General features: G+C 63.2%; 9 protein-coding genes. 2 read left to right on the top strand and 7 right to left on the bottom strand.

Translation table 11 applies throughout. From position 1 onward, the window contains the following. Nucleotides 1-130 precede the first annotated feature (130 nt). The gene (locus tag ACEN42_RS36495) at nucleotides 131-1,366 is read right to left on the bottom strand and encodes a hypothetical protein (protein ID WP_371882479.1); all 1,236 of its coding nucleotides are present in this window, start codon (nucleotides 1,364-1,366) and stop codon (nucleotides 131-133) included. Nucleotides 1,367-1,909: 543 nt separating this feature from the next. Between ACEN42_RS36495 and ACEN42_RS36490 the strand changes: the two genes are divergently transcribed. Continuing rightward, nucleotides 1,910-2,770 carry an ATP-grasp fold amidoligase family protein gene (locus ACEN42_RS36490; RefSeq protein ID WP_187602952.1) on the top strand — a complete coding sequence of 287 codons (861 nt, stop codon included), beginning with the start codon at nucleotides 1,910-1,912 and terminating at the stop codon, nucleotides 2,768-2,770. 31 nt (nucleotides 2,771-2,801) lie between these two features. On the opposite strand, the gene ACEN42_RS36485 is transcribed toward ACEN42_RS36490, so the two are convergent. From ACEN42_RS36485 to prpB, 5 genes are all read right to left on the bottom strand, one after another. Further along, on the bottom strand, nucleotides 2,802-3,929 hold the full coding sequence (locus ACEN42_RS36485; RefSeq protein WP_187602953.1) for a YbdK family carboxylate-amine ligase: 1,128 nt from the start codon (nucleotides 3,927-3,929) through the stop codon (nucleotides 2,802-2,804). Nucleotides 3,930-4,063: 134 nt separating this feature from the next. Next, the gene (gene prpF, locus ACEN42_RS36480; RefSeq protein WP_371882478.1) at nucleotides 4,064-5,257 is read right to left on the bottom strand and encodes a 2-methylaconitate cis-trans isomerase PrpF; all 1,194 of its coding nucleotides are present in this window, start codon (nucleotides 5,255-5,257) and stop codon (nucleotides 4,064-4,066) included. Between the two features lie 32 nt (nucleotides 5,258-5,289). Continuing rightward, nucleotides 5,290-7,887, bottom strand: coding sequence for a Fe/S-dependent 2-methylisocitrate dehydratase AcnD (gene acnD / locus ACEN42_RS36475; protein WP_371882477.1), 2,598 nt, complete (start codon nucleotides 7,885-7,887; stop codon nucleotides 5,290-5,292). Nucleotides 7,888-8,149: 262 nt separating this feature from the next. Further along, nucleotides 8,150-9,313 carry a 2-methylcitrate synthase gene (gene prpC, locus ACEN42_RS36470; RefSeq protein ID WP_371882476.1) on the bottom strand — a complete coding sequence of 388 codons (1,164 nt, stop codon included), beginning with the start codon at nucleotides 9,311-9,313 and terminating at the stop codon, nucleotides 8,150-8,152. Between the two features lie 23 nt (nucleotides 9,314-9,336). Continuing rightward, nucleotides 9,337-10,233, bottom strand: a complete 897-nt coding sequence (prpB, locus tag ACEN42_RS36465; protein ID WP_238286309.1) for a methylisocitrate lyase — start codon at nucleotides 10,231-10,233, stop codon at nucleotides 9,337-9,339. A gap of 198 nt (nucleotides 10,234-10,431) precedes the next feature. On the opposite strand from prpB, the gene prpR reads away from it, so the two are divergent. Further along, nucleotides 10,432-12,378: a propionate catabolism operon regulatory protein PrpR gene (prpR, locus tag ACEN42_RS36460; RefSeq protein WP_371882475.1), complete on the top strand. Its 1,947-nt coding sequence runs from the start codon at nucleotides 10,432-10,434 to the stop codon at nucleotides 12,376-12,378. Here prpR and ACEN42_RS36455 read toward each other — a convergent pair. Further along, nucleotides 12,362-14,158: an ABC transporter transmembrane domain-containing protein gene (locus ACEN42_RS36455; RefSeq protein WP_371882474.1), complete on the bottom strand. Its 1,797-nt coding sequence runs from the start codon at nucleotides 14,156-14,158 to the stop codon at nucleotides 12,362-12,364. The genes prpR and ACEN42_RS36455 overlap by 17 nt on opposite strands. Nucleotides 14,159-14,417: the final 259 nt, after the last annotated feature.

Raw genomic sequence — 14,417 nt, 5'->3', positions numbered from 1 at the left:
GACATCGCGGGTCCTGCCGTGAGCGTGCGCAGTCTCGGGAGAAACGACTGGCGAGGATGCCTGAAGCACGATAGATGTTCGCGCAAAATGAAAAACGCCGCGGCTCGCGCCGCGGCGTTCGTCCGCGAAGTTACTGCGGTTCGTACCAGGAGTACGTCGGAAGCGACGGCAACGGCGTGCCGATCTGGAACGTGATGTCCCGCAGCGAAGTCAGCACGATGTTGCGCGGGTCGCCCATGTATCGACGGACATCGCCGTTATCGTTGATATACACCACGATATTGCCCGTGATACCCGCGACGTTCGTACTCGATAGCGGCTGTCCCCAGATATCGAAAACCTGGCCGAGCGTGAATGTCTTCACGTTCGGTGTTTCGATATGGATGATGCCGGTATTGTCATGCGTATGCATCTCGTAGTTGCACTGCGGCAAGATGCCGACGTTCTTCGGGAACGCGAGCCACTGGCCGTCCTTGAAGATGGCGACATGCGAGTGCACGTGGAAGGTTTCGGCCATGCCCGCCGCGCAGATCACGCCATCCACCGGCGCGCCCGTGGCGCCTGTCGCCGTCATGCCGTCCGCCCAGAACGCACTGCCCACGACGCCGCCGAAAGAGAGCGTGGTGACGGTCGATGTGAACGGCGGCGGATCGGTCCATGTATATGTAGCGATCTGCGCCGGCGGCGTTCCGATGACGAGCGTCACTTCGCCGTGCTGCGGCAGCGCGAGGCTCGCGAGATCGCCGGTGTATTTCGTGAGCGTGCCGCCCGTGTTGACCCAGGCGGTCACGGCACCGGTAATCCCTGCCACGTTGGTGGTGCTGAGCGGCTGACCCCATACGGCGAAGAATTGACCCAGCGTGTACGTGCCGTTCGACGTCACGTCCATGCGAATCTTGCCCGACGCATCGACCGTGTGGACCGGATAGACACAGCCCCGCTGCAGCGCCATGGTCGGCGCCACGCTGCCGATGTTCGCCGGCAACGCGAGCTGCTTGCCGTCCTGATAGATCGACAGATGCGCGTAGCTGTACTTGTTACCTGCCACCGTGCAGGTGAGGTTGCTGACCGCCTGGCCAGTGCCGCCGGAGGATGTCGAGCCGTCGTTCCATTGCGCGGTGCCGAGCGTCGTGCCGTCGAGGACGGCGGTCGCCGCGGCGAGGGTCGGTGTGGTGGGCGTTGTCGGCGTGGATGCCGGCGCCGGTGCACTCGCGCCGGTATCGCCCGAGTTTGCGGGCGAACTCGAGCCGTTGCTCGAAGTACTGTCGCCGCCGCCACCACCGCCGCAAGCGGCAAGCAATGCAAGCGCTGCGCCCGAGAGTGCGCCGGCGATCCAGCGCGTATGCATATGTTTCTCTTTGAGCATGTGTCGACTCCGCCCCTTGGATGGATTTCTGAAGGTGCTGCGGGCTGCACTGCGGGCGCATGCGCGATGCATGCGTGGCGTGCATCCGGCATCGGAAGCATCGCGATCCGCTCCGGCGCAAGAAGACGCTTGCCCGTCGAGACGGTACCGATGCGATTGACGCAAGTGTTGACGCCTGTCGCTGCGGCGTGCGGTTGAATGACCGGATGCGTATCGGTCGGCGCACGCCGATGAAGCTCAGCGATTCATCGAAAGAGAGAAACCGGTCCGGCCATCTGTTTCGCCGGCAGAGGCAATGTAGCGTCGATGTGTCGTAGTCGCAAGCAAAACTACCGTTGGATACGAGTTCAGATAACGCGGTTTGCAAGTGTGTGCGGTCGCGTACATACGGCGGGTCGGCGCTTCAGCAGAAAATTAAGGTTGTGATCGAAGTGTCGTCCTTCAGCAAACAACGCCTCGATAAACGCGGTACGCTCAAGGCGCAGCCGAAGCATGGGCGGAAGCGATTTCGTCTGACGTGTAAGGAAATTTGGAGGCGAGTGCATGACTCTCTCAAAGGCGCTGATCCACAGCGTACGGGACTGGTTGCCCGACAACCTGTATTTGAGTATTTATCATCGTCGCAGGATCGGGCGCTTTCCGAAGATGCGCCATCCGACGACATTCAATGAAAAGATTCTTCGACGCTGCCTCGAACCCGATCCGCGCTTTGGCGACCTTACCGACAAGCTGAAGGTTCGAGAATATGTTGCCGATAAGATCGGCAGCGAGTATCTCGTACCGCTCGTCGCCGAGCCGTCCGATTTCACGAGAGATGTTTTCGATGCTCTGCCGCCGGCGTTCGTCATGAAGGCGAACCACGGCAGCGGCTTCGTGCATCTCGTCAAGGACAAGAGCACCACGACGTTCGAAAAACTCGATGCGCTGGCGCAAAGCTGGCTGTCGACCGACTTCTATGCGATCGCGCGTGAGCGGCATTACCGCACCATCGAGCGGCGCATTTTCTTCGAGGCGCTTCTTGTCGAACCGGATGGAAAGGTTCCACCCGATCTGAAGTTTCATGTCTTCAACAAGCAGTCGGGCGACCCGAAAATCTTCATCCTCGTGATCTCGGACCGCTTCGGCGAATCTCCGCGCGGCGATATATACGACGCTGACTGGAACCGTCTCGACATCTCGATGGGCCACTACAAGCGCAGCGTAACGCCGGACCCGCGGCCGGAGAAACTGGACGCGCTGCTATCGGTTGCGCGCACGCTGGCCAGCGATTTCGAATTCGTGCGGGTCGATCTCTACGATTCGAATGACGCAATCTATTTCGGTGAACTGACGTTCACGCCCGGCGCGGGAATGTTTCGGCTGCGGCCGGACAGGGTGGACTACGAGTGGGGCAATCTGATGTGATCGCGGATGCGAAACGTGGCGTGCGGGGCGTCTATTCGAGCGCCTGCGCGCCACGCCATACGCGGCACTGCTGACGCACGACTTCATGCAATGAATCGTGCGCGCCGTAGATTCGGCGCAGCCACATGGCATCGCTCAAACCGGACGTCACGGTACGCCTGACGATGTCGAGCCCTTCCTCGGCGCCCAACACTTTCGCATGGCTCGCGATTGCGTCGAGCGTGGCAAGAATCTCGCCCCGGATCGTATCGCGCTGCCCGGTATGCGGATTCACGCAGGTGCCGTCGAGTCCGAAGCGGCAGGCCATGAAGCGATTGGTTCGATACACTTCATAGTCCCGCTCGCTGAGGCGCACAGGCTTGTCGATCAGAAGATAGCGCGCGAGCGCCTGAATATAAGCGGCAATCGCCGCGGCCCATTCGACACGCAGCGGCGTGTCCATCACACGTACTTCGATCGTGCCGTAACCGGGGCTTGGACGAATATCCCAGTAGAAGTCTTTAAGGCTTTTGACGAGGCCCGTGTTCGTCATGCGATCGAAGTACTCTTCGAATTCGGACCAGCTCGTCATGAAAGGCGCTTGCCCCGCCAGGGGAAATGGCGCGACCGAATTGAGCCGCGCACATTGAAACTGCGTATCGCTGCCCTGCACGAATGGAGAAGAAGCCGCGAGCGCGATGAAGTGCGGGACGTAACGCGAAAGCGAGTGCAATAGAACGAGCGCCGAATCGGGATCGGGACAGCCAACATGTACGTGCTGGCCGAAGATCGTGAACTGCTGGTACAGCGCTCCATACAAACCCATGAGGTATTCCGAGCGCTCGCGCCCGTCGGAGCGTTGGTCGTACCAGTTCTGGAAGAAGTTCGTGCCTCCGCCGCACACGCCGACGTTCAGAAAGTCCGCCGCCCGGACGAGCGTATCGCGCAGCACCTGCAATTCGCTGCGCGCCTGATCGAAGTCCTTGCAGATGCCGGTCGACAGCTCGATCATCCCTTCGGTCGTCTCCGGGTTGATCGCCCCCGCGAAGCTCTCTTCCTTTACGCGATTCAGCAGCTCCGTGGTCGCCTTGGTCAGGTTGTAGTCGTGAGTGTTGACGACCTGAACTTCGAGTTCGACGCCAATCGTGAACGGCTCTGATGACGCAAATGGCTGCAGCATGGGATGTCCTGTCGCACGGAGTCGAAGACCGAGATCGGCGTTTTCATTCTACGCGACTCGGCTCGACTCAATGACGCCTGCGTCACAGACGAGCGTGCGATTCGGAGGCGCCCACGACCGGAAACAAACGCCGATCAATCCGGCAACACGTTCGGAACCCACACGCGGCCTTCCATCAGCACGCGCGCGCTGCGGCTCATGATGGCTTTCTTAACCTGCCACTCGCCGTTCGCTTCGACCGCTTCCGCGCCGACGCGCAACGTGCCCGACGGATGCCCGAAGCGCACCGACTGGCGCTCGCCGCCGCCCGCCGCGAGATTGACGAGCGTGCCCGGAATCGCCGCCGCCGTGCCGATCGCGACGGCAGCCGTGCCCATCATCGCGTGATGCAGTTTGCCCATCGACATCGCGCGCACGAGGACATCGACATCGTCCGCGCCGATCCGCTTGCCGCTCGATGCGACATACTCCGCCGGGGCCGCGACGAACGCGATCTTCGGCGTGTGCTGACGCGTGGCGATTTCATCGAGGCTCTTGATGAGCCCCATGCGCAGCGCGCCGTATGCGCGAATGGTTTCGAAGCGCTTCAACGCCGCGTCGTCGCCGTTGATCGCGTCCTGAAGCTCGGTGCCCTTGTAGCCGATGGCATCCGCGTTCACGAAGATCGTCGGAATGCCCGCGTTGATCATCGTCGCCTTGAAGGTGCCGATGCCCGGAACGTCGAGATCGTCGACGAGATTGCCCGTCGGAAACATCGCGCCTCCCGCGCCTTCTTCCTCCGCTGCCGGGTCGAGAAATTCGAGCTGCACTTCGGCGGCGGGGAAGGTCACGCCGTCCAGTTCGAAGTCGCCGGTTTCCTGCACCGAGCCGCTCATCATCGGCACATGCGCGATGATCGTCTTGCCGATATTCGCCTGCCAGATGCGCACGATCGCGACGCCGTTGTCCGGCACGCGTTCCGGATCGACGAGGCCGCCCGCGATCGCGAACGGTCCAACGGCCGCGGAAAGATTGCCGCAATTGCCGCTCCAGTCGACGAACGGCTTGTCGATGGCGACCTGACCGAAGAGATAATCGACGTCATGACCGGGCCGCGCGCTCTTCGACACGATGACCGTCTTGCTCGTGCTCGACGTCGCGCCGCCCATGCCGTCGATCTGCTTGCCATACGGGTCCGGGCTGCCGATCACGCGCAGGAAGAGCGCATCGCGCGCGGCTCCGGGCACGCGCGCCGCTTCGGGCAAATCGTTCAGGCGAAAGAAAACGCCCTTGCTGGTGCCGCCGCGCATGTAGGTCGCGGCGATCTTGATCTGTGGTGCGTGTGCCATGTGATTCCTTGTGAGAGAGATGGCGTCCGATGTCAGGCCGCCGCCTTCGACGACTCCAGGAAGTCCTGAGCGAAGCGTTGCAGCACGCCGCCGGCTTCGTAGATCGAGACTTCTTCGGCCGTGTCGAGGCGGCACGTCACCGGCACCTCGACACGCTCGCCGTTCGCGCGACGGATCACGAGCGTGAGATCCGCGCGCGGCTTGCGCTCGCCGATCACGTCATAGGTCTCGGTGCCGTCGATAGCGAACGTCTGGCGATTCGCGCCCGGCTTGAATTCGAGCGGCAGCACGCCCATGCCGATCAGGTTCGTGCGATGAATGCGCTCGAAGCCTTCCGCGACGATCGCTTCGACGCCCGCGAGCCGCACGCCTTTCGCGGCCCAGTCACGCGACGAGCCTTGCCCGTAATCCGCGCCCGCGACGATGATGAGCGGCTGCTTGCGCTCCATGTACGTTTCGATCGCTTCCCACATGCGCGTGACTCGGCCTTCCGGTTCGATGCGAGCGAGCGAGCCCTTCTTCTGCTGACCGTCGACGATCGCCATTTCGTTGATGAGCGTCGGATTCGCGAAGGTCGCGCGCTGGGCCGTCAGATGGTCGCCGCGATGCGTCGCGTACGAGTTGAAGTCTTCCTCCGGCAAGCCCATTTTCGTGAGGTATTCGCCAGCCGCGCTGTTCGCGAGGATCGCGTTGGACGGCGAGAGATGGTCCGTCGTGATGTTGTCGCCGAGCACGGCGAGCGGGCGCATTCCCGTGAGCGTGCGTTCACCCGCAAGCGCGCCTTCCCAATACGGCGGGCGGCGAATGTACGTGCTTCGCGCGCGCCAGTCGTAGAGCGGGCTGATGGCTTCGCCGCTCGCCGGGGTCAGCGCGAACATCGGCTCGTAGACCTTTCGGAACTGTTCCGGCTTCACGCTTTGTTTGACGATGGCGTCGATTTCCTCGTCGCTCGGCCAGATGTCTTTCAGATACACTGGCTGACCGTTCGCGCCGATGCCGAGCGCATCGCGTTCGATGTCGAAGCGGATCGTGCCCGCGATCGCGTACGCGACGACGAGCGGCGGCGACGCGAGAAACGCCTGCTTCGCGTAGGGATGAATGCGGCCGTCGAAGTTGCGATTGCCGGAGAGCACGGCGGTCGCGTACAGATCGCGATCGATGATTTCCTGCTGGATCGCGCGATCGAGCGCGCCGGACATGCCGTTGCACGTCGTGCAGGCGAACGCGACGATGCCGAAGCCGAGTTGTTCCAGATCCGGCAGCAGACCGGCTTCCTGCAAATACAGCTCGACCGCTTTCGAGCCCGGCGCGAGCGACGATTTCACCCACGGCTTGCGCGTGAGGCCTTGCGCATTCGCATTGCGCGCGAGGAGCGCGGCCGCAATCACGTTGCGCGGATTGCTGGTGTTGGTGCAGCTCGTGATCGCCGCGATGATCACCGCGCCATCCGGCATCTGCCCCGGCGTGTCTTCCCATTTGCCCGCGATGCCGCGCGCCGCCAGTTCCGAAACGGGCAGGCGCTTGTGCGGATTCGACGGCCCGGCCATGTTGCGCACGACCGCCGACAGATCGAAGCGCAGCACGCGTTCATATTCGGCATGCGTCAGCGAATCGGCCCACAGTCCCGCGGTTTTCGCGTATTGCTCGACGAGGCTCACTTGTTTGTCCTCGCGGCCGGTAAGACGCAGATACTCGATCGTCTGCTCGTCGATGTAGAACATCGCGGCGGTCGCGCCGTATTCGGGCGCCATGTTCGAGATCGTCGCGCGGTCGCCGAGCGTGAGGCTCGATGCACCTTCGCCATAGAACTCGAGATACGCGCCGACAACTTTTTCCTTGCGCAGGAATTCGGTGAGCGCGAGCACGATATCGGTTGCCGTGATGCCGGGCTGACGCTTGCCGGAAAGCTCGACGCCGACGATATCCGGCAGGCGCATCCACGACGCGCGGCCCAGCATCACGTTTTCGGCTTCGAGCCCGCCCACGCCGATCGCGATCACGCCGAGCGCATCGACGTGCGGTGTATGGCTGTCGGTGCCGACGAGCGTATCCGGATACGCGATGCCGTCGATCGCGTGAATGACCGGCGACATGCGCTCAAGATTGATCTGATGCATGATCCCGTTGCCCGGCGGAATCACATCGACATTCTTGAACGCCTTCTTGGTCCAGTTGATGAAGTCGAAGCGATCCTCGTTGCGCCGGTCCTCGATGGCGCGGTTCTTCGCGAACGCATCCGGATCGAAGCCGCCGCATTCCACCGCGAGCGAATGATCGACGATGAGTTGCACCGGCACCACAGGATTCACCTTGGCCGGATCGCCGCCCTGGTCCGCGATCGCGTCGCGCAGGCCAGCGAGATCGACGAGCGCGGTCTGTCCGAGAATGTCGTGACACACGACGCGCGCCGGGAACCACGGGAAATCGCGCTCCCGCTTCCTTTCGACGAGCTGCATCAGCGATTGTTCGAGCATCGCCGGATCGCAGCGGCGCACGAGATTCTCCGCGAGCACGCGCGAGGTGTAGGGCAGCTTGTCATAGGCGCCCGGCGCGATGGCTTCGACGGCGGCGCGCGCGTCGAAGTAATCGAGCGAGGAGCCGGGCAGGGGTTTGCGGTTTGCAGTATTCATCGCGGTGTCTCGGTCATTGCATGGTCTTTCAGATGCCACGCTCGAAGGGTACTGTGGGGAGACCCCTTCGTTTAATAATTCGGTCTATTCTAAGCGCCGCTGGCCTTACGGTTCGAGGAGAGGTTACGCTCAACTCGCGTATCGGTCATCAGCGGCTTTCGCATCGATTGCGGCAAAAAAAGGGGCCCGCTGCCGGGTGTGGCAGCGGAGCCCGAAGCCCTCACGTATCTCGCGTATCAACGTCAAGGGGGTTCGATGTGCCTCAGGCGCGTTTTGCCAGCGGGACGAACTCGAGGTTTTCCGGACCGGTGTAATTCGCGCTCGGCCGGATGATCTTGTTGTCGATGCGTTGCTCGATGATGTGCGCAGCCCACCCCGACGTGCGCGAGATCACGAACAACGGCGTGAACATCGCTGTGGGCACGCCCATCATGTGATAGGAAACCGCGCTGAACCAGTCGAGATTCGGGAACATCTTCTTCGCGTCCCACATCACCGTTTCGAGGCGCTCGGCGATATCGAAGAGTTTCGTGTCGCCCGCTTCCTTCGACAGATTCTTCGCGATTTCCTTGATGACCTTGTTGCGCGGATCGGAGATCGTGTACACCGGATGGCCGAAGCCGATCACGACTTCCTTGTGCTCCACGCGGCGCTTGATGTCGGCTTCGGCTTCGTCGGGCGTCTCGTAGCGCGATTGAATGTCGAAGGCCGCTTCGTTCGCGCCGCCGTGCTTCGGGCCGCGCAGCGCGCCGATCGCGCCGGTGATCGCCGAATACATGTCGGTGCCGGTGCCGGCGATCACGCGTGCCGTGAACGTCGATGCGTTGAACTCGTGCTCGGCATACAGGTTCAGCGATACGTGCATCGCATCGACCCACGACTTCGACGGCGCCACGCCATGCAGCAGATGCAGGAAGTGCCCGCCGATGGAATCGTCATCCGTTTCGACTTCGATGCGCTTGCCATTGTGCGAATAGTGATACCAGTACAGCAGCATCGAGCCGAGCGAGGCCATCAGCTTGTCGGCGATATCCTTCGCGCCCGGCACGTTGTGGTCGTCCTTCTCGGGCAGGATGGTGCCGAGCACGGAGACGCCGGTGCGCATCACGTCCATCGGATGCGCGGACGCGGGAATCCATTCCAGCGCGGCCTTCAGGTTCGCGGGCAGGCCGCGCAATGCCTTGAGCTTCGTCTTGTACGCCTTCAGTTCGGCCGCATTCGGCAGCTTGCCGTGCACCAGCAGATGCGCGATTTCTTCGAATTCGGAAGTGGTCGCGACATCGAGAATGTCGTAGCCGCGATAGTGCAAGTCATTGCCGGTCTTGCCGACCGTGCACAGCGCGGTATTGCCCGCCGTCACGCCGGACAGCGCGACGGATTTTTTCGGCTTGAATGCGCCTGCGGTGCTGTTGTCTGCTTCGCTCATTGATTTCGTCTCCTTCACAAGGGTTATTTCTTTGCTGCAAAAAGCTGATCCAGCTTGTCTTCGTAGGCGTGATAGCCGAGATACTTGTACAGATCGGCGCGCGTCTGCATCGTTTCGACGGCGGCCTTTTGCGTGCCGTCGCGCTTCACGGTCTCGTAGAAGTTGAGCGCGGCGGCGTTCATCGCGCGATACGCGCCGCAGCAATACAAGGCGATATCGACGTTCGCGTCCTTCAGTTCATCGACGGTGAAGAACGGCGTCGAGCCGAACTCGGTCAGGTTCGCGAGAATCGGCACGCGCACGGCGGCCTTGAAGCGGCGATAGTCGTCGAGCGTCTTCATCGCTTCGGGGAAGATCATGTCGGCGCCTGCTTCGACATACGCGACCGCGCGCTCGATCGCCGCGTCGATGCCTTCGGCGCCCGCGGCGTCGGTGCGCGCCATGATGACGAACGACTCGTCGGTGCGCGCATCGACGGCGGCTTTCACGCGATCGACCATTTCGCTCGTCGGCACGACTTCCTTGCCCGGCCGATGACCGCAGCGCTTCTGCCCAACCTGATCCTCGATATGAACGGCAGCCACGCCCGCCTTGATGAACGAACGGATCGTGCGCGCGATGTTGAAGGCGCCGCCCCAGCCCGTGTCGATATCGACCATCAGCGGCAGCGAGGACGCGTCGGTGATGCGGCGCGCGTCGATAAGCACGTCTTCCATCGTGCTGATGCCGAGGTCGGGCATGCCGAGCGAATTGGCGGCCACGCCGCCGCCCGACAGATAGAGCGCCTTGAAACCGACGGCTTCGGCCATCTTCGCGGCGTACGCGGTGATCGCGCCGACGACCTGAAGCGGGGCTTCGTCGCGGACGGCCTGGCGGAACCGCGCGCCTGCGGTCTGTGCGGACTGAAATTCGGAACTCACGTTTTGTCTCCTGATGAAGTCGGCTCATTAATGCAATTTGCTTGCCAGGGCAAACCCTTTCTGCAAGTCATTGATTTTGCAGCACAAGCAAAATTTGACCGAACGTAAGTGCTTTCACGGATGAAATCCCGGATTTCGAATCTGAAACGGATGTTGCATACTAAATGAGTTCCATCGTTTCATTCACCGCAGAAGATCATGCAAACGGAAACCGCGTCTCGCCCGCGCATCTGGGCCGTCGGTATCAGCCGGCTCCGGGATTTGTTCATCGATATCGCCGGCGCCTATGCCGATCGCGCCGAACTCGACGTCGTCCCGCTCGGCTACGAGGACGCCGCGAACAGCATCGAAGGCGCGCGCGACGAGCGGCCCGATGTCGTCGTGGCGGGCGGCTCGAACGGCGCTTATCTCAAGAGCCGCGTGTCGGTGCCGGTCGTCGTGATCAGCCCGACCGGCTTCGACGTGATGCACGCGCTCACGAAGGCGCGACGCGAGGGCGCGAGCGTCGCGCTCGTCACGCACGGCGACACGCCCGCCGAGATACGCCGGTTTCTCGCCGCTTACGGCATCGACATGATCTGCGAATCGTATCGCTCGGCGCAGGACGCGGAGAGCCTCGTGCTCGATCTGCGCGATCGCGGCGTCGATGTCGTGGTCGGCCCCGGCCTCGTCGCGGACCTGGCCGCCGACGCGGGCATGAGCTCGGTGTTTCTGTATTCGCGCACATCCGTCGTCGCGGCGTTCGAGACCGCGCTGGAAGTCGCGCAGGCGATGCGCCGCGAAGTCGCGCGCCGCAATCGGCTCGACAACCTGTTGCAGCATCTTCGCGATGGCGTCGTCGCGGTCGATGCGGGCGGCCGCATCGAAGCGATCAATCGCCGGCTCGCGACCGCGCTCGGCATCGCCGACGCATCGCGCGCGGTCGGCCGTGCGCTGCTTGATGTCGCGCCCGAACTCGACGGCGTGTTGCCCGTCGCCGATGGCGACGTGTTCGGCGCGGTGCGCGGCGTGAGCTACGCGATTCATCGCGGACCGCTGGCGAGCGATGGCGCAGCGGGCGGCACGATCTTCACGTTCCAGGAATCGCGCGCGGTCGAACGTCTCGACCGAACGCTGCGATCGCGGCAGGGCGCGCAGGAATTCGTCGCGCGCTATCGGCTGGAGGACGTCGTCGGCGAGTCGGAATCGATCGAGCGCGTGAGGTCGCTCGTGCGCCGCTACGCGAAGTCCGACGCCACCGTGCTGATTCTCGGCGAAAGCGGCACCGGCAAGGAAATGGTCGCGCAGAGCATGCATCGCCTGAGCCGCCGCAAGGACTTTCCGTTCGTCGCGATGAACTGCGGCGCGTTCCCCGAGGCGCTCCTCGAAAGCGAGCTGTTCGGCTACGAAGAAGGCGCGTTCACGGGCGCGCGCAAGGGCGGCAAGGCCGGGTTGATCGAAGCGGCGCATCGCGGAACCTTGTTTCTCGACGAGATCGGCGAGATGCCGCCTTCGCTGCAAAGCCGGCTGCTGCGCGTGCTGCAGGAAAGAGAAGTGATACGCCTCGGATCGACGGAACCGACGCGCGTCGATATCCGCGTGATCGCCGCGACGCATCGCACGCTCGCGGAAGGCGTCGCGGATGGGTCGTTTCGGGCCGACCTGTTTTATCGAATCAATATCCTGAGCGTCGCGGTGCCGCCGTTGCGCGCGCGATCCAGCGACATCCTGCCGCTCGCGACGGAACTGCTGATGCAGGCCGCGAGACGCGACAAGGCGCTTGCGCAGCGCGTGCCCGGCCGCGACGACGCAGCGCGCCTGCTCGCGCCGCTGGAGCAGGCGCTCTGCGTTTATCCGTGGCCCGGCAACGTTCGTGAGTTGCAGAACATCGTCGAGCGCATTGCCGTGGAGATTCCGGACATGGACGTCGACACGGGGCAACCCCTTGCGTTGACGCTCGACGACCTGCTGGCGATCGCGCCCGAGCTGTCCGAACTCAGGACTGAGGCGAGCGCGGATCTGTCGCTACGTGACCTGAGCCGTTCGGTGGAAGCCGATCAGGTCCGTGCGACGCTTGCCGCGTTCGGTGGCGATCGGGACGCCGTCTGCAAGGCGCTCGGCATCAGCAAGACGACGTTGTGGCGAAGGCTCAACGCAAAGCGTTGAAGTCCCGGCGAGCGGCAACGGCCTGCTCGCCGAATTGCAGGGCCGCGAGTTGCGCGTAGAGCGGCGAGCTTCGCAGCAACTCGGCGTGCCGGCCTTGCGCGACGATGCGCCCCTGTTCCATCACGACGATCCTGTCGGCTTGCTGGACAGTCGCCAGCCGATGCGCGATGACGAGCGTGGTGCGGTTCTGCGCGGCGTTGTCCAGCGCCGTTTGCACGAGTCGTTCGCTCGCCGCATCGAGCGCGCTGGTGGCTTCGTCGAGCAGCAGGATGGGTGGATCACGAAGGATCGCCCGCGCGATCGCGATGCGCTGACGCTGCCCGCCCGACAGCCTCACGCCGCGCTCGCCGAGAAACGTGTTGTAGCCCTGCGGAAGCTGTTCGATGAAACCGGCAGCGGCGGCCATGTCGGCGGCGTGCCGCACTTGCGCGAGCGTCGCGTCGGGCATGCCGTAACGGATGTTGTCGAATACGCTTCCCGAAAAGATCACCGAGTCCTGCAACACGACGCCGACCGTCCGGCGCAACGTGCCGAACGACATGTGCCGTGTCGCGACGCCGTTGATCGAAATGCTTCCGGACTGCGGATCATAGAAGCGCAGCAGCAGCTGGAACAGCGTGGTCTTGCCCGCTCCCGATGGCCCGACGAGCGCGACATGCTCGCCCGGTCGGACATGGAGCGAGAATCCGGACAGCGTCGCGATGCCTTCGCGGGAAGGATAGGAAAAGCTCACGTCATCGAAGCGGATGCCTTCGCCGGCGGCCGGCATCGGCGTGGTCGTTGCCGCCTCGGTGACGGGCGAGCGCGCGGCCAGAAGCTGCATGAGACGTTCGGTTGCGCCGGCGGCGCGCTGGAGATCGCCCCATACCTCGGCGAGCGTGCCGACGGCGCCCGCCGTGAACACCGCGTACAGGATGAACTGCGACAACTGGCCCGCCGTCATCTGTTTCGCGAGCACGGCCTGCGCGCCGAGCCAGAGCACGAAGACGACGGCGGCGAACACGAACACGATGACCACGGCCGTCAACCCTGCGCGGGCGCGGATTCGCGTAAGCGCCGTCTCGAACGCGGATTCCACGGCCGTGCCGAAACGCTTTGCCTCGAATGTTTCCTGCGTGTACGACTGCACAGTCGGCATTGCGTTGAGCACCTCGCCCGCCAGCGCGCTCGCGGTCGCGACCTTGTCCTGGCTGGCGCGCGAAAGCCGCCGCACGCGCCGTCCGAAGAAGACGATAGGCGCGACCACCACGATCAGCACAGCGATGATGTAGCCGGACAGCACAGGGCTCGTGGTCACCAGCATCGCGATGCCGCCGACCGTCAGCAAGGCATCGCGCAATCCGAGCGACAGGCTGGTGCCCACTACCGTCTGGATCAGCGTCGTGTCGGTGGTGAGGCGCGAGAGGACTTCGCCCGTCTGTGTCGTCTCGAAGAACTGCGGGCTCATTCGCATGATGTGATCGTAGACCGCGCTCCGCAAGTCGGCCGTCACGCGCTCGCCCAGCCACGATACCCAGTAGAAGCGCAATGCCGTCGCGCCCGCGAGGACGAGCGAGACGACGAAAAGCGCGATGAAATAGCGGTCGATATGCGTCCGGTCACCGCTCGCGAATCCGCGATCGATCAGGTATCTGAAAGCCATCGGTAACGCCAGCGTCGCGCACGCGGACGTCACGAGCGCCAGGAACGCGAGCGCCCAGCGCCCGGCATAAGGCCGCAGGAACGGAGCGAGGGAGAAGAGCAGGCCGACGCGCGGCAAGCGAGCTGCTGCAGATGACATGGAATCCTGGCGTAGTGGAGAGCGGTCGATGGCATCGAGCGTTGCAAGCCAGTTTATCTTCTTGCGCGAGTGCTTCCATCTGCAAACACGAGCGTTCGTTCGATTCGGAAACGATCTTTCCGATGGCTCCCGATCGCAAAGCAATGGCATTGGGAAAATCGTCCGCACATCCTAAGATCAGAAACAGTGACTTTGAGGGCGCGGCCGAATGGCCGCGTCATGACGTTCCGGAACGCATCGTCCCGTACCGCGCAAAGCA

Source organism: Caballeronia sp. S22 (assembly GCF_964261745.1).
Classification (GTDB): domain Bacteria; phylum Pseudomonadota; class Gammaproteobacteria; order Burkholderiales; family Burkholderiaceae; genus Caballeronia; species Caballeronia jiangsuensis.
The sequence above is the reverse complement of the archived record's forward strand: the minus strand, read 5'-3'. Positions and strand labels throughout refer to the sequence as shown.